The sequence below is a fragment of the Mangrovibacter phragmitis genome, from assembly GCF_040429585.1.
Lineage (GTDB): Bacteria > Pseudomonadota > Gammaproteobacteria > Enterobacterales > Enterobacteriaceae > Mangrovibacter > Mangrovibacter phragmitis.
Window position 1 is genome coordinate 3,799,606 of record NZ_CP134782.1, and the last position, 18,826, is coordinate 3,818,431.

Consider the following 18,826-nt stretch of genomic DNA (forward strand, 5'->3'; position numbering starts at 1 on the left):
AGCCGCGCTATTCTACCTGCGCGGACAGGTTATCGCAAGGTGAGACTATACCGGATAATGAACAACCAAACGACGCGGCGCAACACGGCCTTCGTCATCAATTTCACCCATACCGATAAATTCACCAGTCTCGCCTTCGGTAACGCGAACCAGACCGTCAGAAGGTACCCCAGCAACCCTGACCGGCTGCCCTTGTTTGAAATATGCCGCAACAGCGGGCTGCAGATTCACTTGGGGGAAGTCGGCTGCCGGGCTGTCCATTGGCATCAGCAGAGGGTCCAGTACCGCCTCAATACCCGAGCCTTCTTCCTGGGCTTTCGCGACCAGTGTATTCAGGTGCTCAAGGGTCACCATGCGCTCGACCGGGTATTTACTGACAGCTAAACGCCGCAAAAAGGCAACATGCGCACCACAACCCAGTTTTTCGCCAAGATCATCAATGATTGTGCGAATGTAAGTTCCTTTAGAGCAGTGTACTTCCAGCTCCAGTTCATTACCTTCGTGGCGGATAAACAGCAATTCATACACAGTAATAGCACGCGCCTCACGGGGAACTTCGATACCCTGGCGAGCATATTCATACAAAGGCCGCCCCTGGTACTTGAGTGCAGAGAACATGGATGGCACTTGTTGTGTTTCACCGCGAAAGCTTTCCAGCGCCTGAAGAAGATCAGATTCACTGAAGGTGACCGGGCGCTCCTGAACCACAGTTCCGTCGGCATCAGAAGTATCGGTACGCTGCCCAAGCCGGGCAATTACACGGTAACGCTTGTCTGAATCTAACAGATAACGGGAAAACTTGGTTGCTTCACCAAGACAAACAGGCAGCATGCCCGTAGCCAGTGGATCCAGCGCCCCTGTGTGACCTGCCCGATTAGCATTAAAGAGGCGTTTTACTTTTTGCAGCGCATCATTTGATGACAGTCCATGCGGTTTATCCAGCAATAAAACACCATGGACATCACGCCCACGCCGACGAGGACGACTCATCAATCCTCCTTGTTGCTGTCATCCGTTTCCGAATGGGAACGGCGCGCTTCATCCTGTTTAACCACACTGCTGACCAGGTTAGACATACGCATCCCTTCAACCAGAGAGTTGTCGTAGATGAATGTCAGCTCCGGAACAATGCGCAAACGCATTGCCTTACCCAGCAACATGCGAATATAACCAGATGCATCCTGCAGCGCTTTCACGCCAGCTTTTACTGCTGCTTCATCCTGATCATTCAGGAAGGTGACATAAACTTTTGCATAAGCTAAATCACGGGATACTTCAACGCCTGAGACTGTTGTCATCAGACCTACACGCGGATCTTTAATTTCGCGCTGCAGAATGATTGCGATTTCTTTCTGCATTTCCTGCGATACGCGCTGCGGGCGACCAAACTCTTTCGCCATAATAGTTTCTCCAGACAAATCAGGGGGGCACCAGGCCCCCCTTAATAATCTTACCGAGCCCAGAAAGGGATTAGGAAATGGTACGTTGAACTTCGATTATTTCGAAGACTTCAATCATGTCGCCGGTGCGAACATCATTGTAGTTCTTAACGCCGATACCACATTCCATACCATTACGGACTTCGTTAACGTCATCTTTAAAGCGACGCAGAGACTCCAGCTCGCCTTCATAGATAACCACGTTATCACGCAGAACACGAATTGGGTTGTGGCGTTTAACCACACCTTCCGTAACCATACAACCCGCAATCGCGCCAAACTTCGGTGATTTGAACACATCACGAACTTCAGCCAGGCCGATAATTTGCTGTTTGTATTCCGGAGCCAGCATACCGCTCATAGCCTGTTTAACTTCGTCAATCAGGTTATAGATAACGGAGTAGTAGCGCAGGTCGATGCTTTCAGCTTCAATAACACGGCGGGCAGAGGCATCAGCACGGACGTTAAAGCCTACAACAATCGCGTTGGATGCAGCAGCCAGCGTCGCATCGGTCTCAGTAATCCCACCAACACCAGAGCCCACAATTTTCACTTTCACTTCATCTGTGGACAGCTTGACCAGAGAATCGGTAATTGCTTCAACAGAGCCCTGAACGTCGGCTTTCAGTACGATATTAACCTCAGAAACCTCACCTTCAGTCATGTTAGCAAACATGTTTTCCAGTTTAGATTTCTGCTGACGAGCCAGTTTAACTTCACGGAATTTGCCCTGACGATACAGCGCCACTTCACGCGCTTTTTTCTCATCACGGACAACTGTAGCTTCATCACCCGCTGCAGGCACACCAGACAAGCCCAGGATTTCTACTGGAATTGACGGACCCGCCTCTTCAACATCTTTGCCCAGTTCGTTACGCATTGCACGAACACGGCCATACTCGAAACCGCACAGGACAATATCGCCACGATGCAACGTACCTTCACGAACCAGCACAGTTGCTACCGGGCCACGTCCTTTATCCAGGAAGGATTCGATAACCACACCGCTCGCCATACCATTACGTACAGCTTTCAGTTCCAGTACTTCAGATTGCAGCAAGATAGCATCCAGTAGCTCATCAACACCGGTGCCTGCTTTTGCAGAAACATGAACGAACTGGCATTCACCACCCCATTCTTCTGGAATGATGCCGTACTGAGCCAGTTCGTTCTTAACGCGATCCGGATCTGCTTCTGGTTTATCAATCTTGTTCACAGCAACAACTACAGGGACTTTCGCCGCTTTAGCGTGCTGGATAGCTTCAATAGTTTGCGGCATCACGCCATCGTCTGCTGCAACAACCAGCACCACAATATCTGTTGCCTGAGCACCACGAGCACGCATTGCGGTAAACGCTGCGTGGCCTGGGGTGTCCAGGAAAGTAATCATGCCGTTGTCAGTCTGAACGTGATAAGCACCGATATGCTGAGTAATACCGCCGGCCTCACCAGAGGCAACCTTCGTTGAACGAATGTAGTCCAGCAGAGACGTTTTACCGTGGTCAACGTGGCCCATGATAGTCACAACAGGTGCACGCGGTTCTGCCTGAGCGCCAGTATCACGGTCACTCATTACTGCTTCTTCCAGCTCGTTTTCACGACGCAGGATAACTTTGTGCCCCATTTCCTCAGCAACAAGCTGCGCAGTTTCCTGGTCAATCACCTGGTTGATGGTTGCCATGGCACCCATTTTCATCATTGCTTTGATGACCTGAGAGCCTTTCACCGCCATTTTGTTAGCCAGTTCCGCAACCGTGATAGTTTCACCGATCATGACATCACGGTTAACTGCCTGAACAGGTTTCTGGAAACCTTGTTGCAGAGCGCTGCCTTTACGCTGACGCCCGCCTTTACCACCACGAATAGCGGCGCGCGCTTCTTCACGGTCAGCTTTGGATTCGGCGTGTTTGTTACCTTTCTTAGGACGTGAAGCTTTAGCGTTGCGACCGCGGCCACGGCCACCTTCAACTTCACGGTCATTATCATCTTCAGCCTGACGAGCATGCTGAGACGTCGTAACGTGATAGTCGCTGCTTTCCGTTTCTTCGTCAGTATTACGCCAACTGTCGGCATTCTCTTCCGCCATGCGACGGGCTTCGTCTGCAACGCGGCGAGCCTCTTCTTCAATTTTGCGGCGGGCTTCTTCTTCAGCCTTACGTTTCAGCTCTGCTGCTTCTGCTTCACGACGGGCCTTCTCAGCCTGTACGGCTTTCTGTTGTTCGGATTGTTGATTGCTCACTTTGCTATTTTCCGCAGCTTCACGTTTCGCTTGTTCCGCGGCCTCACGCTTCGCATGTTCATCGGCATCGCGTTTGGCTTTCTCTTCCGCTTCGCGTTTGGCCTTTTCCTCAGCCACACGTTTAGCAGATTCCTCTGCTTCACGACTGGCCAGCTCTTCCGCCTCACGCTGCGCTTGCTCTTCCGCGGCAAGACGCTCAGCTTCTTGCGGATCACGTTTTACAAAGGCGCGCTTTTTGCGGACTTCCACTTGTACCGATTTACTTTTACCACCGGTACCCTGAATACTCAAAGTGCTGCGCGTTTTGCGCTGCAATGTTAACTTGTCTGGCCCTGAACCATGCTCACGGTTCAAAAATGCCAGCAAAGCTTGTTTTTCTTGCGCTGTCACCGAATCTTCAGACGACTTGCGGATCCCGGCATCAGCAAATTGCTGTATCAGGCGATCCACTGGAGTCTGAATCTCCGCGGCCAGCGATTTAATAGTCACATCTGTCATGCTGTTCCTTCCTGCTACAGTTTATTACGCTTCGTCGCCGAACCAGCAAATATTTCGGGCGGCCATAATCAGCGCCCCGGCTTTCTCATCGGTTAAGCCTTCAATATCTGACAGGTCATCAATGCCCTGTTCGGCGAGATCTTCCAGCGTACTAATACCACGCGTAGCCAGTTTAAAGGCCAGCGCACGATCCATACCTTCAAGGTTAAGCAGATCGTCGGTAGGTTTCTTATCACCGAGGCTTTCTTCCTGCGCCAACGCCAGCGTGGTCAGCGCGTTTTTCGCGCGGTCACGTAATGCTTCTACAGTAGCTTCATCAAGCCCATCGATTTCAAGCAACTCTTTCATCGGGACATACGCGAGCTCTTCCAGTGAGGAGAAGCCTTCTTCTACCAGAACAGTCGCGAAATCTTCATCGATATCGAGATACTTGGTGAACGTATCAATGGCGGCGTGTGCTTCAGCCTGGTGCTTAGCCTGTAAGTCTTCTACCGTCATGACATTCAGTTCCCAGCCACTCAGTTGAGAAGCAAGACGAACGTTTTGACCGTTACGACCAATAGCCTGCGCCAGGTTACCCGCTTCTACCGCAATATCCATTGTGTGTTTATCTTCATCAACCACAATGGAAGCGACATCAGCAGGCGCCATTGCATTGATAACGAACTGAGCAGGATTATCATCCCACAGCACGATATCAATACGCTCGCCGCCAAGTTCAGTTGATACTGCCTGTACGCGTGCCCCTCGCATCCCAACACATGCGCCAACAGGGTCGATGCGTTTATCATTGGTTTTCACCGCAATTTTTGCGCGAGAACCCGGGTCACGAGCCGCAGCTTTAATTTCGATGACTTCTTCGCCGATTTCCGGAACTTCAATGCGGAACAACTCAATCAGCATTTCCGGCTTAGCACGAGTCACAAATAACTGCGCACCACGTGATTCAGGACGCACGGAATACAGCACCCCACGCACACGGTCACCCGGGCGAAAGTTTTCACGCGGCAACATATCTTCACGAAGAATGACGGCTTCTGCGTTATTACCCAGATCCAGCGTGATATTTTCGCGATTCACTTTCTTCACCATACCGGTGATGATTTCGCCTTCATGTTCACGGAACTGATCAACCACCATTGCACGCTCTGCTTCGCGCACTTTCTGCACGATAACCTGTTTGGCAGTTTGCGTGGTGATGTGGTCAAAAGTCACTGACTCGATCTGGTCTTCTACATAGTCACCCAGATTCAGCGCAGGATCTTCGAACTGCGCGGCTTCCAGCGTGATTTCACGCGTAGGCTGGGTAACTTCCTCAACGATCAGCCAGCGGCGGAAAGTGTCAAAATCGCCACTTTTCCGGTCAATGCTGACGCGGACGTCGATTTCTTGCTCATATTTTTTCTTGGTCGCTGTTGCAAGGGCTGTTTCCAGCGCTTCAAAAATTTTTTCGCGCGGAACCGCTTTTTCATTAGAAACAGCTTCAACAACAGCCAAAATTTCTTTGTTCATCCTGGGTTCGCCTCAAGCCAGACTATTAAAAGTGGGGGACCAGGTTCGCTTTCTGAATATTACTCAGTGCGAACACTTCATCGTTGCCATCGACCGTAACGGTAACCATCTCACCATCAACCTGTTTGATGATGCCCTGCCATTTACGACGGTTCTGCACTGCCATACGCAACACCAATGTGACTTCCTCACCGAGAAAACGCGTGTAATGCGCGGCAGTAAACATCGGACGGTCAAGGCCAGGAGAGGAGACTTCGAGGTTATAAGCAACAGTGATTGGATCTTCTACATCCATTACTGCACTTACCTGATGACTAACATCAGCACAATCATCAACAGTGATACCATTCGGACTATCAATGTAGATGCGCAACGTAGACGTACGACCGCGAACAAACTCAATACCAACCAGTTCGTAGCCCAGAGCCTCTACTGGTGCAGTAATCATCTCTGTTAACTTTTGCTCTAATGTGGACAAGCCCACCCCCAAGACATAAAAAAAGGGCGCTAAGCCCAGTTATTCTCTCGTCAGATAACAAAAAACCCCGATAAATCGGGGCTTTATATAACTGAACCCTACAAGCCGCGACTGCGACCTGGAACTATTTCCATGAGAATTTTTTTCAAAATTCCATTGTGAAAAGAACTGTCGCTCTTCACAGTATATTTGAAAAACAACTCTCAGGGAAATTGGTTGCGGGGGCCGGATTTGAACCGACGACCTTCGGGTTATGAGCCCGACGAGCTACCAGGCTGCTCCACCCCGCGTCCGAAAACGTGGCAAATACTACGCCTTTAACACAAAAAAAGCAAACTTCGCTGGGATTTGGTACCGAGGACGGGACTTGAACCCGTAAGCCCAATCGGGCACTACCACCTCAAGGTAGCGTGTCTACCAATTCCACCACCTCGGCACTTATTTCGCACAAAAAGTACGATGATACGACAACTTAGTGCGGGATATCGCTGCTCGGCTGCGCTGGCGCTGCCGGTTGAGTAGTCTTCTCAGTTTGAGCGGGCTGACTCAGATTGTCCCAGCTGCTTCCCTTGGTGGTTTTGTTGCTGTTGATATTACCCAGCGCAAGGCTGATAATAAAAAACAGTGTCGCCAGCACGGCAGTCATGCGGGTCATAAAGTTACCAGAACCGCTTGAACCAAACAGAGTTGCAGAAGCGCCTGCGCCAAAGGAGGCACCCATATCAGCACCTTTACCTTGCTGCAGCATAATCAAGCCAACAAGGCCGATGGCTACAATAAGGAAAACGACTAAAAGAGCTTCGTACATAATTAACCTGTTCCTTGCGGATTTCCGCATGCCAATGCTTCTAACCAAAAAGACGTGGGTATTTGTCATTCCCCACTGAAGCGGGTGTGAATACTAACCAAAGCGCATGCACTGTGCAAGACCATTTTCTTCGCAATGATTCAATTGCAGAAAAAAGCGGCAACACGCGCAGATTTCAGCCGGTGAGGCGAGAATCGCCCCTACCGGCAGTGTCGTATTTTCAGACCGCTTTCACTGCATCGGCTATTTGGTTAGCCAGTTGAGTCACCTGCGCTTCATCTTCGCCTTCCACCATCACACGAATTAGCGGTTCTGTACCTGATTTACGCAACAGGACTCGCCCGCGTTTACCCAAAGTGCGCTCGACTTCCGCTGTGACTTGTTTCACGCTATCGTGCTCCAGTGGGTCACCACTCCCCGCGGTATAACGGACATTAACCAGAATCTGCGGGAAGAGTGACATACCACTGCACAAATCATGCAGGTTCATATGATTGCGCACGACAGCAGCCAGAACCTGAAGACCGGCAAGAATACCGTCTCCTGTGGTACTTTTATCCAACAGAATGACGTGGCCAGAGTTCTCCGCGCCAATACGCCAACCTTTTTCCTGCATTTTCTCCAGCACATAGCGGTCACCGACCTTTGCCCGTGCAAATGGTATACCCAGCTGTTTCAGTGCCAGTTCCAGCCCCATATTGCTCATCAGCGTGCCGACCACCCCTCCCTGGAGTTTGCCCTGGCGCAAGCCTTCACGGGCAATAATGTAGAGGATTTGGTCACCATCAACACGGTTTCCGAGATGGTCGACCATGATCACGCGGTCGCCATCGCCATCAAAAGCCAGCCCAAGATCTGCGTTTTCCGCAATCACTCTGGACTGAAGCGCTGCAACATCTGTCGCACCGCATTTTTCATTGATATTCAGCCCATTGGGTTCACAACCCATGGTAATTACGTTGGCCCCCAACTCACGAAAAACATTTGGCGCAATGTGGTATGTTGCACCATTGGCACAATCGACAACCATTTTAAGGCCGTTCAAATTCAGTTCGTTTGGGAAGGTACCTTTGCAGAACTCAATATAACGGCCGGCAGCATCAACAATACGGCTGGCTTTACCCAGCATGGCCGATTCCGCGCAAGTAATCTCTTTTTCCAGTTCGGCTTCAATAGCTTCTTCTACCTCATCTGGCAACTTGGTACCTTCTGTAGAGAAAAACTTGATACCGTTGTCATAATACGGGTTATGGGATGCCGAAATGACAATGCCAGCTTCAGCCCGAAAAGTACGGGTTAAATATGCCACTGCCGGTGTCGGCATGGGACCGGTAAACGAGGCAGACAAACCGGCAGCTGCCAGCCCGGCTTCCAGTGCGGATTCCAGCATATAGCCCGATATGCGGGTATCTTTGCCAATAATCACTTTTCGTGAACCGTGGCGTGCCAGCACTTTACCCGCAGCCCAGCCCAGTTTCAGAACAAAGTCAGGTGTAATAGGGGCTTGACCAACACAGCCGCGAATCCCATCGGTACCAAAATATTTACGGTTACTCATAGCGTCTATTTTCCTTCGCTGACAACGTCGCTTCCACAACCCGCATCGCCTCAACAGTTTCTTTTACATCGTGAACACGAATAATATGTGCCCCTTGCATAGCGGCGATAACCGCACATGCAAGGCTACCGCTCAGGCGCTGATCCGGCCCCACATTCAGGAGTTGCCCAACCATCGATTTACGGGACATCCCCACCAACAGTGGCAAACCGAAATGATGCAGTTCAGATAAACGCGCCAGCAACTGATAATTGTGCCCCAGATTTTTACCGAAACCGAAGCCGGGGTCGAGTAACAATTTGTCTTTCGCGATGCCTGAAGCTTCACAGCGTGCAATTTGTTCCATCAGGAAATGCTCTACATCCTGAAAGACATCATCATAATGCGGAGCATCCTGCATAGTGCGAGGTTCACCCTGCATGTGCATCAGACAAACTGGCAGCCCAGTTTCTGCCGCCGCTTCTATTGCTCCAGGCATTTTAAGTGAGCGGATATCGTTAATCAGATGTGCACCTGCTCGTGCGGACTCCCGAATAACTTCAGGCCGAGAAGTATCCACCGACACCCACACTTCAAAACGCTGTGCCAGCGCCTCAACAACCGGAATAACACGGGCAAGTTCTTCTTCCACACTCACTAAAGCGGCACCAGGCCGGGTAGACTCGCCCCCCACATCAACAATGGTCGCCCCGGCGTTAATCATCAGGTTGGCATGTTTTACGGCTTCATTCAGGGTGTTGTGCTGACCGCCATCAGAAAAGGAATCTGGCGTGACATTTAAAATCCCCATGACATGAGGATGCGAGAGATCAAGTGAAGTCCCCTGAGCAAAGAGTTTCATGTGATTACCTTCAGAAAACGCGTTACGGATGAGAAAAACCCCGGACAAGCCGGGGTTTACAGATTACAGCAAAATGGGATTATTTATCACCAGCCTGCTCTGACATGGGATTTCCGGGTTTATTTATATCCGGGTCGTCCACTGGTTTTGGCGCTGTTGGCGTACCAGAGGAATTGTCAGTGTTGTTGCTGGCATTAGGGTCTTCCCAGCCAGCTGGTGGGCGCACATCACGCCGGGCCATCAAATCATCAATCTGCGGTAAATCAATAGTTTCATATTTCATTAGCGCATCTTTCATAGCATGGAGGATGTCCATGTTATCGTTAAGGATTTGACGGGCACGGTTGTAATTACGCTCAATCAGTGACTTCACTTCCTGGTCGATAATACGAGCTGTTTCGTCTGACATGTGTTTCGCTTTAGCCACACTGCGGCCAAGGAACACCTCGCCATCTTCTTCCGCATACAGCAATGGCCCCAGTTTCTCTGAGAAGCCCCACTGAGTGACCATGTTACGAGCAAGGTTGGTCGCGACTTTAATATCGTTGGACGCACCAGTTGACACATGCTCAACACCGTAAATTATCTCTTCTGCCAGACGTCCACCGTAGAGTGTCGAGATCTGGCTTTCCAGTTTCTGACGGCTGGCACTGATTGCATCGCCTTCAGGCAGGAAGAAAGTCACACCTAATGCCCGACCACGAGGAATAATCGTTACTTTATGTACCGGGTCGTGTTCCGGCACCAGACGCCCAATAATAGCGTGGCCCGCTTCATGATATGCGGTTGATTCTTTCTGAGCTTCAGTCATCACCATTGAGCGTCGTTCAGCGCCCATCATGATTTTGTCTTTCGCTTTTTCAAATTCAACCATGGACACAACGCGTTTATTACCACGGGCGGCAAACAAAGCGGCTTCGTTCACAAGGTTAGCCAGGTCCGCACCGGAAAAACCCGGTGTACCACGGGCAATAATAGCCGCATCGATATCCGGAGCCAGCGGCACACGGCGCATATGCACTTTAAGGATTTGCTCACGACCACGTACATCAGGCAGCCCAACGACAACCTGGCGGTCAAAACGCCCAGGACGCAACAAAGCTGGGTCCAGAACATCCGGGCGGTTAGTCGCTGCAATGACGATAATACCTTCATTGCCTTCAAACCCATCCATTTCGACCAGCATCTGGTTCAGTGTCTGTTCACGTTCATCATGACCGCCACCCAAACCAGCACCACGCTGACGCCCCACCGCATCGATCTCATCGATAAAGATAATGCAAGGAGCTGCTTTTTTAGCCTGTTCGAACATGTCACGGACACGGGATGCACCCACACCCACAAACATTTCAACAAAGTCAGAACCTGAAATGGTGAAAAACGGTACTTTTGCTTCACCGGCAATAGCCTTGGCAAGCAATGTCTTACCAGTACCTGGAGGGCCAACCATCAGCACACCTTTCGGGATCTTACCGCCTAATTTCTGGAAGCGGCTTGGCTCACGAAGATATTCCACCAGTTCACCAACTTCTTCTTTCGCTTCGTCACAACCCGCGACATCGGCAAAAGTAGTTTTAATCTGATCTTCCGTCAGCATTCGCGCCTTACTCTTGCCGAACGACATGGCACCTTTGCCACCTCCGCCCTGCATTTGGCGCATAAAAAATATCCAGACCCCAATAAGCAAAAGCATTGGGAACCATGAAATAAAGATCGTTGCCAGCAGGCTTTGTTCTTCTGGTGGTTCACCAACAACCTTGACGTTCTTGGTAAGCAGGTTATCAAGAAGTTTGGGATCGTTTACGGGGATATAAGTCGTGTATCGGTTACTATCTTTCTTGGTAACGGTAATCTCACGTCCGTTGATACGCGCTTCACGAATCTGATCCTGATTGACCTCAGACAGGAAGGTAGAGTAATCCACCCTGCGGCCATTAGACTCGCTGGGCCCAAAGCTCTGGAATACTGACATCAGCACAACGGCAATGACCAGCCAGAGTATTAGGTTTTTCGCCATGTCACTCAAGGGATTAACCTCATATTACAACTGTGTTAACAAACAGCGTCAGGGTACTATAGTTTACGCCCGGTCGCTACAATGTACACTTCACGTGAGCGAGCACGCGAAGCGTCCGGCTTACGAACTTTAACACTCGTAAACAGGGAGCGAATTTCCCGCAGGTACTCATCGAAACCTTCGCCCTGAAAAACCTTCACTACAAAACTACCACCTGGTGCCAGAATATCACGACACATTTCTAACGCCAGTTCCACCAAATACATAGCTCGGGGAATATCAACAGCAGGTGTTCCGCTCATATTGGGTGCCATATCGGACATGACAACCTGAACTTTTTTATCACCCACACGTTCAAGAAGCGCTTTCAGGACTAATTCATCACGAAAATCACCCTGAAGAAAGTCCACACCGACGATTGGATCCATAGGTAAAAGATCGCAGGCAATGATACGACCTTTCCCGCCGATTTGACTTACCACATATTGCGACCACCCACCAGGCGCCGCACCAAGGTCGACAACCGTCATACCCGGCTTAAAAAGTTTGTCACCTTGCTGTATTTCATCAAGTTTAAACCAGGCACGGGATCGTAACCCTTTTTTCTGTGCCTTCTGAACGTATTTATCGCTAAAGTGTTCCTGCAACCAGCGGCTAGAGCTGGCAGAACGCTTTTTACCTGTCATTTTATAATCCAGTCGGGTTCATCTTCCGCGAGCAATATCAAAAAGCGCACGGCGATTTGGCTATAATCAGGAGATGGCGGTAGAATGTCCCGTTTTCAATCCCAACGTAAGCAAAAAACGATGAATCTGAGTACAAAACAAAAACAGCACCTGAAAGGTCTCGCGCATCCGCTCAAGCCGGTAGTCCTGCTTGGCAATAACGGTCTGACCGAAGGGGTGCTGGCCGAGATTGAACAAGCGCTGGAGCACCACGAACTGATCAAGGTTAAAGTTGCCACAGAAGATCGTGAAACGAAAACTTTGATAGTGGAAGCCATCGTGCGGGAAACCGGAGCCTGTAATGTACAGGTCATCGGTAAAACGCTGGTGCTTTATCGCCCATCCCAGGAACGCAAAATTTCGCTGCCTCGTTAACAAAAAGTGCAATAATCATCTGCATTTTTATAACGCAGGCTGAGCAAAATGACACGCTCCTTTCATGGTTAAAAGGCCGCATTGCGGCCTTTTCCATTCTTTACAAAACCGTTATATCCAGCGTAGCAGAAATCAGAGGTATTCTACCTTGATGATTTCAAATTCAACTAACCCACCAGGGGTGTTAATTCCTACGATATCATCGGCTTCTTTACCAATCAGCCCACGAGCAATTGGTGAGTTAACAGAGATAAGATTCTTTTTAAAATCGGCCTCGTCATCACCAACGATACGGTAAGTTTGCTCTTCTTCGGTATCAAGATTCAGTACAGTTACCGTTGCACCAAAGATAACACGACCATTGTTAGGCAACCTGGTCACATCGATAACCTGTGCATTAGACAGCTTGCCTTCAATATCCTTGATACGGCCTTCACAAAAGCCTTGTTGCTCACGCGCAGCATGGTATTCGGCATTTTCCTTTAAATCACCGTGCTCACGCGCTTCGGCGATGGCTGCGATGATCTCCGGACGGCGAACGCCCTTCAGAAACTCAAGCTCTTCGCGCAATTTTTCGGCGCCACGTAAAGTCATCGGAATAGCTTGCATATTATACCTCATTATAAAAAACGCCCCGGACACAAGGGCCACAATTGGCCGCACAACCGGAGTACTGCCCGAAGAAACTCTGCATTCACCGGGCCAGAAACAAAAGAAAACTACCCCGAAGCAAAGCTTCAGGCTAGTCGTATTTCGCATTTTGATACGTATTTTAACCTGAAGTTCCCCGGGGGTCATCGTTTACTTTACAGGGGATTGCACCGTAGTATGACGGCACGTTTCCAGGTTTTAATGCCAAAAATTATGCGATTTTTACATTTAGCTGTTGGGCTGGTTTTATCCTTCGCCTTAGAAGCTCAGGCTGCAAATATTGATGAATACGTCAAACAACTCCCACCAGGCGCTAACCTCGCGCTTCTGGTGCAAAAAGCGGGCTCAGATACGCCGCTTATTGATTACCATGGCCAACAAATGGCACTGCCCGCCAGTACTCAGAAAGTGATAACGGCTCTCGCAGCCCTGTTATCGCTCGGCCCTGATTACCGTTTCACAACAACCCTTGAAAGCCATGGAAACATCAATGACGGGATTTTGCAAGGAGACCTTATAGCAAGGTTCACCGGCGACCCGACATTGAAGAGGCAGCAATTACACAATATGGTAGCCAGCCTGAAAAAGGCGGGAATTACAAAAATTCAGGGAAATATCTTAATTGATACATCGGTATTCGCCAGCCACGATAAAGCCCCCGGCTGGCCATGGAATGATATAACGCAATGCTTCAGCGCTCCGCCATCTGCGGCTATCGTCGATAAAAATTGTTTTTCCGTATCCCTTTCCAGTCCACGTCCCAATGAAACGGCTACGGTGCGCCTGGCATCGTATTACCCTGTTCATGTGTTTTCTAATGTGCGAACACTTGCCCATGGTTCTGCAGATGCCAAATATTGTGAACTGGATGTCGTCACAGGTGACCTGAATCGCTACACATTAACAGGTTGCCTGACCCAGCGTGAAGACCCATTACCTCTCGCGTTCGCTGTACAGGACGGGGCCAGCTATGCCGGTGAAATACTCAAAGATGAGTTGAATAGTGCGGGAATAACCGTGAGCGGAACACTGATTCGCCAAACTCGAGTAAACCAGCCAGGGCAGGTTTTAGCCTCCACGCAGTCTGCTCCCCTCCATGATTTACTACGCATGATGCTAAAAAAATCTGACAACATGATTGCTGATACTGTTTTTCGCACTATTGGGCGGGAAACCCTGGGGGTTCAGGGAACCTGGCGGGCAGGCGCAGATGCTGTTCGCCAAATCCTGAAGCAGAAGGCTGGTATCGATTTAGGTAACACTATTCTGGTGGATGGTTCAGGTTTATCACGCCATGACCTGATTTCGCCTTCAACCATGATGCAAGTGCTACAATTTATTGCCAAAAATGATAATCAGCTAAACTTTATCTCAATGCTGCCACTGGCCGGCCATGATGGCACGCTGCAATACCGGGCCGGGCTGCATGAAGCAGGAGTGGATGGGAAGGTTTCAGCCAAAACAGGATCATTGCAAGGGGTGTATAACCTTGCAGGGTTCATTACAACGGCATCCGGGCAAAAACTGGCATTTGTTCAATATCTTTCTGGTTATGCCGTTGAACCCGGCGACCAACGTAACAGAAGGATACCGCTGGTACGCTTTGAAAGCCGACTCTACAAAGACCTCTATCAGAATAACTAATTATGAAATTACTCATTGTTGAAGATGATTTACTGCTACAAGAAGGACTGGCTCTGGCACTGAATGGTGACGGATACGCTGTAGATACTGCAGCGACAGCAAATGATGCCGACGCGCTGATTCAAAGTGGTGAATACAGTCTGGTGATTCTGGATCTTGGGCTACCCGATAAAGACGGAGCAACACTACTCAGCCAATGGCGCCGAAGAGGGCTAAAAACTCCGGTATTGATTCTGACTGCAAGGGATGCACTGGAAGACCGGGTCAGTGGTCTTGATGCAGGCGCAGATGACTACCTGGTAAAACCCTTTGCGCTGGCCGAATTACAAGCCCGTGCCCGGGCTCTTATTCGCCGTTACCAGGGGCACAGTGACAATCTGTTGCAACATGATGACCTCACATTAAACCTCCAGACACAACAAGTGTTGCTGCAAGGTAACGCTGTGGAAGTCACCCCCAAAGAGTTTGCTTTGCTGACCCGTCTGATTATGCGAGTTGGCCAAACTGTTCACCGGGAAACACTTCAGCAGGATCTCTATAGTTGGCAGGACGATCCTGGCTCAAATACCCTTGAGGTTCACATTCATAATCTGCGACGCAAGCTGGGTAAAGAACGCATCAAAACTGTTCGTGGCGTTGGCTATCGTCTGGAGAACCGGGTATGAACAGTATGCGTCGGCGTTTAATGGCAATGCTGGCGTTAATTTTTCTTTTCTTTCAACTTGTCAGCGTATTATGGCTGTGGCACGAAAGCCAGGAGCAAATTGGGTTCCTGGTCAATGAAACGCTGTCTGCCCGTACACGTAATCACCATGTTGAAAAAGAGATCCACGAAGCCATAGCCTCATTATTAGTTCCTTCACTGGTTATGGTTGGCTTTACACTGTTTTTTTCTTTTCTGGCAGTGTCCTGGATTATCCAGCCACTCAACAAACTCAGTCGTAGTCTTGTTAACCGTTCCGCCGACAACCTTAGCCCATTACCCATGTTTTCCGAGATGGAAGAGATGGTAGCAGTCACCACGGCCCTCAATCAATTACTGTCCCGTCTGGAAAGTACCATTCAGCAGGAACGATTATTTACCGCCGATGCCGCCCACGAATTACGTACCCCACTGGCTGGTATTCGCCTTCATCTTGAGCTTATGGCCCAGTCCGGAAATAAACAGGCTGATTCGCTGATCCAGCGACTGGACCAACTGATGCATGTCATCGAACAGTTGTTAATGCTATCCCGGGCAGGACAAGCCTTAGCCAGTGGGCATTATGATACGCACCAGTGGTGGAAAGATATTATCGAACCACTTCAGGAGGAAATGACAGAGATGGCTGAGAGGCATAATCAACGGATTATCTGGCCGGAAGATACTGGTCTCTCTGTGCAGGGGGACCCGGTGCTATTACGCCTGCTGCTCCGTAATCTACTGGAAAATGCCTGGCGGTATAGCCCTCAAGGGAGTTGTATCGAAATCCGCTTACAGGAAGAAAACAATGGCGCACATCTTCAAGTGCTGGATGAAGGGCCGGGCATCGACGAAGCTCACCGAAAAACTATTACGGAACCATTTCGTCGCCTGGATCAACGCTATGGTGGCAGCGGGCTTGGGCTCAACATCGTGCGGCGTATTGTGCAACTGCACCGGGGAAAATTGCTGATAGATAACCGTACTGATAGCCAGGGTTTGAATGCAGGTTGCTGGTTCCCGGATCATATTGATTGAAACTACGCCCACTGCGCAGTGAAGCAAAAAAGTAAGGCCGGGAAACCCGGCCTTACCTGCAAAGCTACGTGGAGATTAACGTTCGTAGATTATCTCTACACCTTCGTCATCATCTTCATCCCAGTCATCGTCATCGTCCCAGGGCTCTTCGGCTTCAGATTGCACTTCTTCCAGTTGTTTACGGTGGTAATCGTCCCACATAAATTCAACTTTCTCAGCTTCCTGAGCCACTTCTTCATGAACAACCGGGTTTTCGATAATGAAATGCATCACATCCCAACATAACGCATTGACACCATCACGTGTCGCCGCAGATATCAGGTAATGCTTCTCTTCCCAGCCCAGGGCGGTAGCAATTTCTTTAGCCCGCTGTTCTGCTTCTTCACTATCAAGCAAGTCAACTTTATTGAATACCAGCCAGCGTGGCTTTGCCGCCAAAGTGGCACTGTATTTCTCCAGCTCACCAATAATGATGCGTGCATTCTCGACCGGATCAGAACCATCAATAGGTGCCAAATCAATCAGGTGCAATAAAACACGGCAACGTTCCAGGTGTTTGAGGAAACGAATTCCCAGCCCTGCGCCATCAGCCGCACCTTCAATCAGCCCCGGAATATCAGCAACCACAAAGCTTTTTTCGTTATCCATTCGAACAACACCCAGGCTTGGAACCAGAGTGGTAAAGGGATAATCAGCTACTTTCGGTTTTGCCGCGGATACGGCACGAATAAATGTAGATTTACCCGCATTAGGTAAACCCAGCATGCCAACATCAGCCAGCAACATCAGCTCAAGGTCGAGTTCGCGCTTCTCACCTGGCGTACCATTCGTTTTCTGGCGGGGTGTACGGTTTACAGAGGATTTAAAGCGCGTGTTCCCCAAACCATGCCAGCCCCCTTTTGCGACCAGCAAACGTTGACCGTGGGAAACCATATCACCCATTGCTTCCCCGGTACCTTTATCAATAACCCGGGTACCAACAGGTACACGAACGGAAACATCTTTTCCTCGTTTACCGGTACAGTCACGGCTTTGACCATTCTGGCCCCGCTCAGCACGGAATGATTTTTCAAAGCGATAATCGATAAGGGTATTCAGGTTCTCGTCAGCTTCCAGCCAGACATCACCACCATCACCACCATCGCCACCATCCGGGCCACCTTTCGGGATGTACTTTTCACGACGGAAGCTAACACACCCATTGCCGCCATCACCTGCGACCACGAGGATCGTTGCTTCATCAACAAACTTCATTTTACTTCTCCGTAGATCATTCGCCCGAATGGGGCACAGGTACCACCGGCTGGCGCTTACGCCAACGCCCCCAAAGGCGATGCCCAATCGCGGAATACATTGCGCCCGCCACAACGACAAATGCGCCGATATAACCCATGACATTCAACATTGGCACAGCAAAGAAATCTGGCCATGCCAGGGCTAATAAATCTGAAAACAGCAATGTAAATAAAGGTGTCAGTGTAATAAATGCACTCACCTGTGCTGCCTGCCAGCGTGCCATTGCTTCAGCCAGTGCGCCGTAACCCACCAGTGTATTCAGGCCACAAAACACCAGACAACTCAGTTGCCACCCACTCAATTGCTTTATAACCATTGGGTCAGCCAATGGGAGCAATGCTATTGTACATAAAGTGTACAATAAAAACAGAATCTGTTGGGATGCCAGACGCCGTAGTAACACTTTCTGCGCCACCCCATAACTGACCCAGACACAGGCTGCAGAAACGCCAAATATTACGCCCCATGTGTAGTCTGTCAGACGGGTAAATATTTCCACCAGGCTGGAGTTAAAAAACATAATCAACCCGGAAAGCAGCATCAGTGCACCAACAACTTGGGTACCACGCATCTTTTCTTTCAGGATAACAACACTGGCAACCATCATTCCTACCGGAGAAAGTTGTCCAATGACCTGTGATGCTGTAGGGCTCAGATACTGCAAAGAGGAACTAAAAAAAATAAAGTTCCCAAACAGCCCACCTGTTGCTATAGCCAGTAATACTAACCAGCGGCGGCGTTTGAAAATTCTGAGCGGGGGTAAATTCCCTCTCAGTGTCAAAATCAGGCCCAGTCCGGTGCCAGCCATCAGAAAACGATAAAATACAACAGTAGGAGGAGACATCACCTCCAGTACCTGTTTCATAGCAATAGGTAATGCGCCCCAGCACATCGCTGTTGTCAGGGCCAAAGCGATGCCAATTCCTGCCTGTTGTTTCATTTAAAGCCCCTGGCGCTTTCCCCTGTGTCAGAATGTAAAAAGCCCCGCAACGTGTTGCGGGGCTTCAATCCGTTACCGGAACGCG

17 protein-coding genes and 2 tRNA genes are annotated in these 18,826 nt (G+C 49.7%); 4 read left to right on the forward strand and 15 right to left on the reverse strand.

Annotated features, from left to right (window positions below):
• Positions 1–45: 45 nt before the first annotated feature.
• The 12 genes from truB to rlmE all read right to left on the reverse strand — a co-directional run bounded on the left by truB (position 46) and on the right by rlmE (position 12,076).
• Positions 46–990: a tRNA pseudouridine(55) synthase TruB gene (gene truB, locus MPHASIOC01_RS18430; protein ID WP_353613057.1), complete on the reverse strand. Its 945-nt coding sequence runs from the start codon at positions 988–990 to the stop codon at positions 46–48.
• Positions 990–1,400 carry a 30S ribosome-binding factor RbfA gene (rbfA, locus tag MPHASIOC01_RS18435; RefSeq protein ID WP_064600589.1) on the reverse strand — a complete coding sequence of 137 codons (411 nt, stop codon included), beginning with the start codon at positions 1,398–1,400 and terminating at the stop codon, positions 990–992. Before rbfA ends, truB begins: the two co-directional genes overlap by 1 nt.
• A gap of 70 nt (positions 1,401–1,470) precedes the next feature.
• The gene (infB, locus tag MPHASIOC01_RS18440; protein ID WP_353613058.1) at positions 1,471–4,176 is read right to left on the reverse strand and encodes a translation initiation factor IF-2; all 2,706 of its coding nucleotides are present in this window, start codon (positions 4,174–4,176) and stop codon (positions 1,471–1,473) included.
• Between the two features lie 24 nt (positions 4,177–4,200).
• The gene (nusA, locus tag MPHASIOC01_RS18445; RefSeq protein ID WP_353613059.1) at positions 4,201–5,688 is read right to left on the reverse strand and encodes a transcription termination factor NusA; all 1,488 of its coding nucleotides are present in this window, start codon (positions 5,686–5,688) and stop codon (positions 4,201–4,203) included.
• Positions 5,689–5,713: 25 nt separating this feature from the next.
• On the reverse strand, positions 5,714–6,166 hold the full coding sequence (gene rimP / locus MPHASIOC01_RS18450) for a ribosome maturation factor RimP (protein WP_064600739.1): 453 nt from the start codon (positions 6,164–6,166) through the stop codon (positions 5,714–5,716).
• Positions 6,167–6,379: 213 nt separating this feature from the next.
• Positions 6,380–6,456 (reverse strand) — tRNA-Met (locus tag MPHASIOC01_RS18455).
• Between the two features lie 59 nt (positions 6,457–6,515).
• Positions 6,516–6,602, reverse strand: a tRNA-Leu gene (locus MPHASIOC01_RS18460).
• 36 nt (positions 6,603–6,638) lie between these two features.
• Positions 6,639–6,974 (reverse strand): preprotein translocase subunit SecG, encoded by a 336-nt coding sequence (secG, locus tag MPHASIOC01_RS18465; RefSeq protein ID WP_064600595.1) that lies wholly within the window; start codon positions 6,972–6,974, stop codon positions 6,639–6,641.
• 220 nt (positions 6,975–7,194) lie between these two features.
• The gene (gene glmM / locus MPHASIOC01_RS18470; protein ID WP_064600597.1) at positions 7,195–8,532 is read right to left on the reverse strand and encodes a phosphoglucosamine mutase; all 1,338 of its coding nucleotides are present in this window, start codon (positions 8,530–8,532) and stop codon (positions 7,195–7,197) included.
• Positions 8,525–9,373: a dihydropteroate synthase gene (gene folP, locus MPHASIOC01_RS18475; RefSeq protein WP_064600599.1), complete on the reverse strand. Its 849-nt coding sequence runs from the start codon at positions 9,371–9,373 to the stop codon at positions 8,525–8,527. Before folP ends, glmM begins: the two co-directional genes overlap by 8 nt.
• A gap of 79 nt (positions 9,374–9,452) precedes the next feature.
• The gene (gene ftsH / locus MPHASIOC01_RS18480; RefSeq protein WP_064600601.1) at positions 9,453–11,390 is read right to left on the reverse strand and encodes an ATP-dependent zinc metalloprotease FtsH; all 1,938 of its coding nucleotides are present in this window, start codon (positions 11,388–11,390) and stop codon (positions 9,453–9,455) included.
• Positions 11,391–11,446: 56 nt separating this feature from the next.
• Complete coding sequence (rlmE, locus tag MPHASIOC01_RS18485) at positions 11,447–12,076, reverse strand: 23S rRNA (uridine(2552)-2'-O)-methyltransferase RlmE (protein WP_036104859.1); 630 nt, start codon at positions 12,074–12,076, stop codon at positions 11,447–11,449.
• Positions 12,077–12,196: 120 nt separating this feature from the next.
• On the opposite strand from rlmE, the gene yhbY reads away from it, so the two are divergent.
• On the forward strand, positions 12,197–12,490 hold the full coding sequence (yhbY, locus tag MPHASIOC01_RS18490) for a ribosome assembly RNA-binding protein YhbY (protein ID WP_036105139.1): 294 nt from the start codon (positions 12,197–12,199) through the stop codon (positions 12,488–12,490).
• Positions 12,491–12,622: 132 nt separating this feature from the next.
• On the opposite strand, the gene greA is transcribed toward yhbY, so the two are convergent.
• Positions 12,623–13,099: a transcription elongation factor GreA gene (gene greA, locus MPHASIOC01_RS18495; protein ID WP_064600603.1), complete on the reverse strand. Its 477-nt coding sequence runs from the start codon at positions 13,097–13,099 to the stop codon at positions 12,623–12,625.
• 255 nt (positions 13,100–13,354) lie between these two features.
• Between greA and dacB the strand changes: the two genes are divergently transcribed.
• From dacB to pmrB, 3 genes are read left to right on the forward strand one after another with little or no spacing between them, the layout of a single operon-like run.
• On the forward strand, positions 13,355–14,785 hold the full coding sequence (gene dacB, locus MPHASIOC01_RS18500) for a serine-type D-Ala-D-Ala carboxypeptidase (protein WP_064600741.1): 1,431 nt from the start codon (positions 13,355–13,357) through the stop codon (positions 14,783–14,785).
• A 2-nt stretch (positions 14,786–14,787) separates the two neighbouring features.
• Positions 14,788–15,450, forward strand: a complete 663-nt coding sequence (gene pmrA, locus MPHASIOC01_RS18505; protein WP_064600605.1) for a two-component system response regulator PmrA — start codon at positions 14,788–14,790, stop codon at positions 15,448–15,450.
• A complete protein-coding gene (gene pmrB, locus MPHASIOC01_RS18510) occupies positions 15,447–16,505 on the forward strand; it encodes a two-component system sensor histidine kinase PmrB (protein WP_064600607.1) in 1,059 nt (352 codons plus the stop codon). Before pmrA ends, pmrB begins: the two co-directional genes overlap by 4 nt.
• Positions 16,506–16,580: 75 nt before the next feature.
• Here the strand turns inward: pmrB and cgtA are convergent, their stop codons facing one another.
• Both cgtA and MPHASIOC01_RS18520 read right to left on the reverse strand, forming a co-directional pair.
• Positions 16,581–17,759, reverse strand: coding sequence for an Obg family GTPase CgtA (cgtA, locus tag MPHASIOC01_RS18515; protein WP_064600609.1), 1,179 nt, complete (start codon positions 17,757–17,759; stop codon positions 16,581–16,583).
• A 16-nt stretch (positions 17,760–17,775) separates the two neighbouring features.
• The gene (locus MPHASIOC01_RS18520) at positions 17,776–18,741 is read right to left on the reverse strand and encodes a DMT family transporter (RefSeq protein ID WP_064600611.1); all 966 of its coding nucleotides are present in this window, start codon (positions 18,739–18,741) and stop codon (positions 17,776–17,778) included.
• Positions 18,742–18,826 lie beyond the last annotated feature (85 nt).

Bases quoted from the DNA above. Each gene is read 5' to 3' on its own strand.
- truB (WP_353613057.1), bottom strand. From the start codon at position 990: ATGAGTCGTCCTCGTCGGCGTGGGCGTGATGTCCATGGTGTTTTATTG.
- rbfA (WP_064600589.1), bottom strand. From the start codon at position 1,400: ATGGCGAAAGAGTTTGGTCGCCCGCAGCGCGTATCGCAGGAAATGCAG.
- infB (WP_353613058.1), bottom strand. From the start codon at position 4,176: ATGACAGATGTGACTATTAAATCGCTGGCCGCGGAGATTCAGACTCCA.
- nusA (WP_353613059.1), bottom strand. From the start codon at position 5,688: ATGAACAAAGAAATTTTGGCTGTTGTTGAAGCTGTTTCTAATGAAAAA.
- secG (WP_064600595.1), bottom strand. From the start codon at position 6,974: ATGTACGAAGCTCTTTTAGTCGTTTTCCTTATTGTAGCCATCGGCCTT.
- glmM (WP_064600597.1), bottom strand. From the start codon at position 8,532: ATGAGTAACCGTAAATATTTTGGTACCGATGGGATTCGCGGCTGTGTT.
- folP (WP_064600599.1), bottom strand. From the start codon at position 9,373: ATGAAACTCTTTGCTCAGGGGACTTCACTTGATCTCTCGCATCCTCAT.
- ftsH (WP_064600601.1), bottom strand. From the start codon at position 11,390: ATGGCGAAAAACCTAATACTCTGGCTGGTCATTGCCGTTGTGCTGATG.
- rlmE (WP_036104859.1), bottom strand. From the start codon at position 12,076: ATGACAGGTAAAAAGCGTTCTGCCAGCTCTAGCCGCTGGTTGCAGGAA.
- yhbY (WP_036105139.1), top strand. From the start codon at position 12,197: ATGAATCTGAGTACAAAACAAAAACAGCACCTGAAAGGTCTCGCGCAT.
- greA (WP_064600603.1), bottom strand. From the start codon at position 13,099: ATGCAAGCTATTCCGATGACTTTACGTGGCGCCGAAAAATTGCGCGAA.
- dacB (WP_064600741.1), top strand. From the start codon at position 13,355: ATGCGATTTTTACATTTAGCTGTTGGGCTGGTTTTATCCTTCGCCTTA.
- pmrA (WP_064600605.1), top strand. From the start codon at position 14,788: ATGAAATTACTCATTGTTGAAGATGATTTACTGCTACAAGAAGGACTG.
- pmrB (WP_064600607.1), top strand. From the start codon at position 15,447: ATGAACAGTATGCGTCGGCGTTTAATGGCAATGCTGGCGTTAATTTTT.
- cgtA (WP_064600609.1), bottom strand. From the start codon at position 17,759: ATGAAGTTTGTTGATGAAGCAACGATCCTCGTGGTCGCAGGTGATGGC.
- MPHASIOC01_RS18520 (WP_064600611.1), bottom strand. From the start codon at position 18,741: ATGAAACAACAGGCAGGAATTGGCATCGCTTTGGCCCTGACAACAGCG.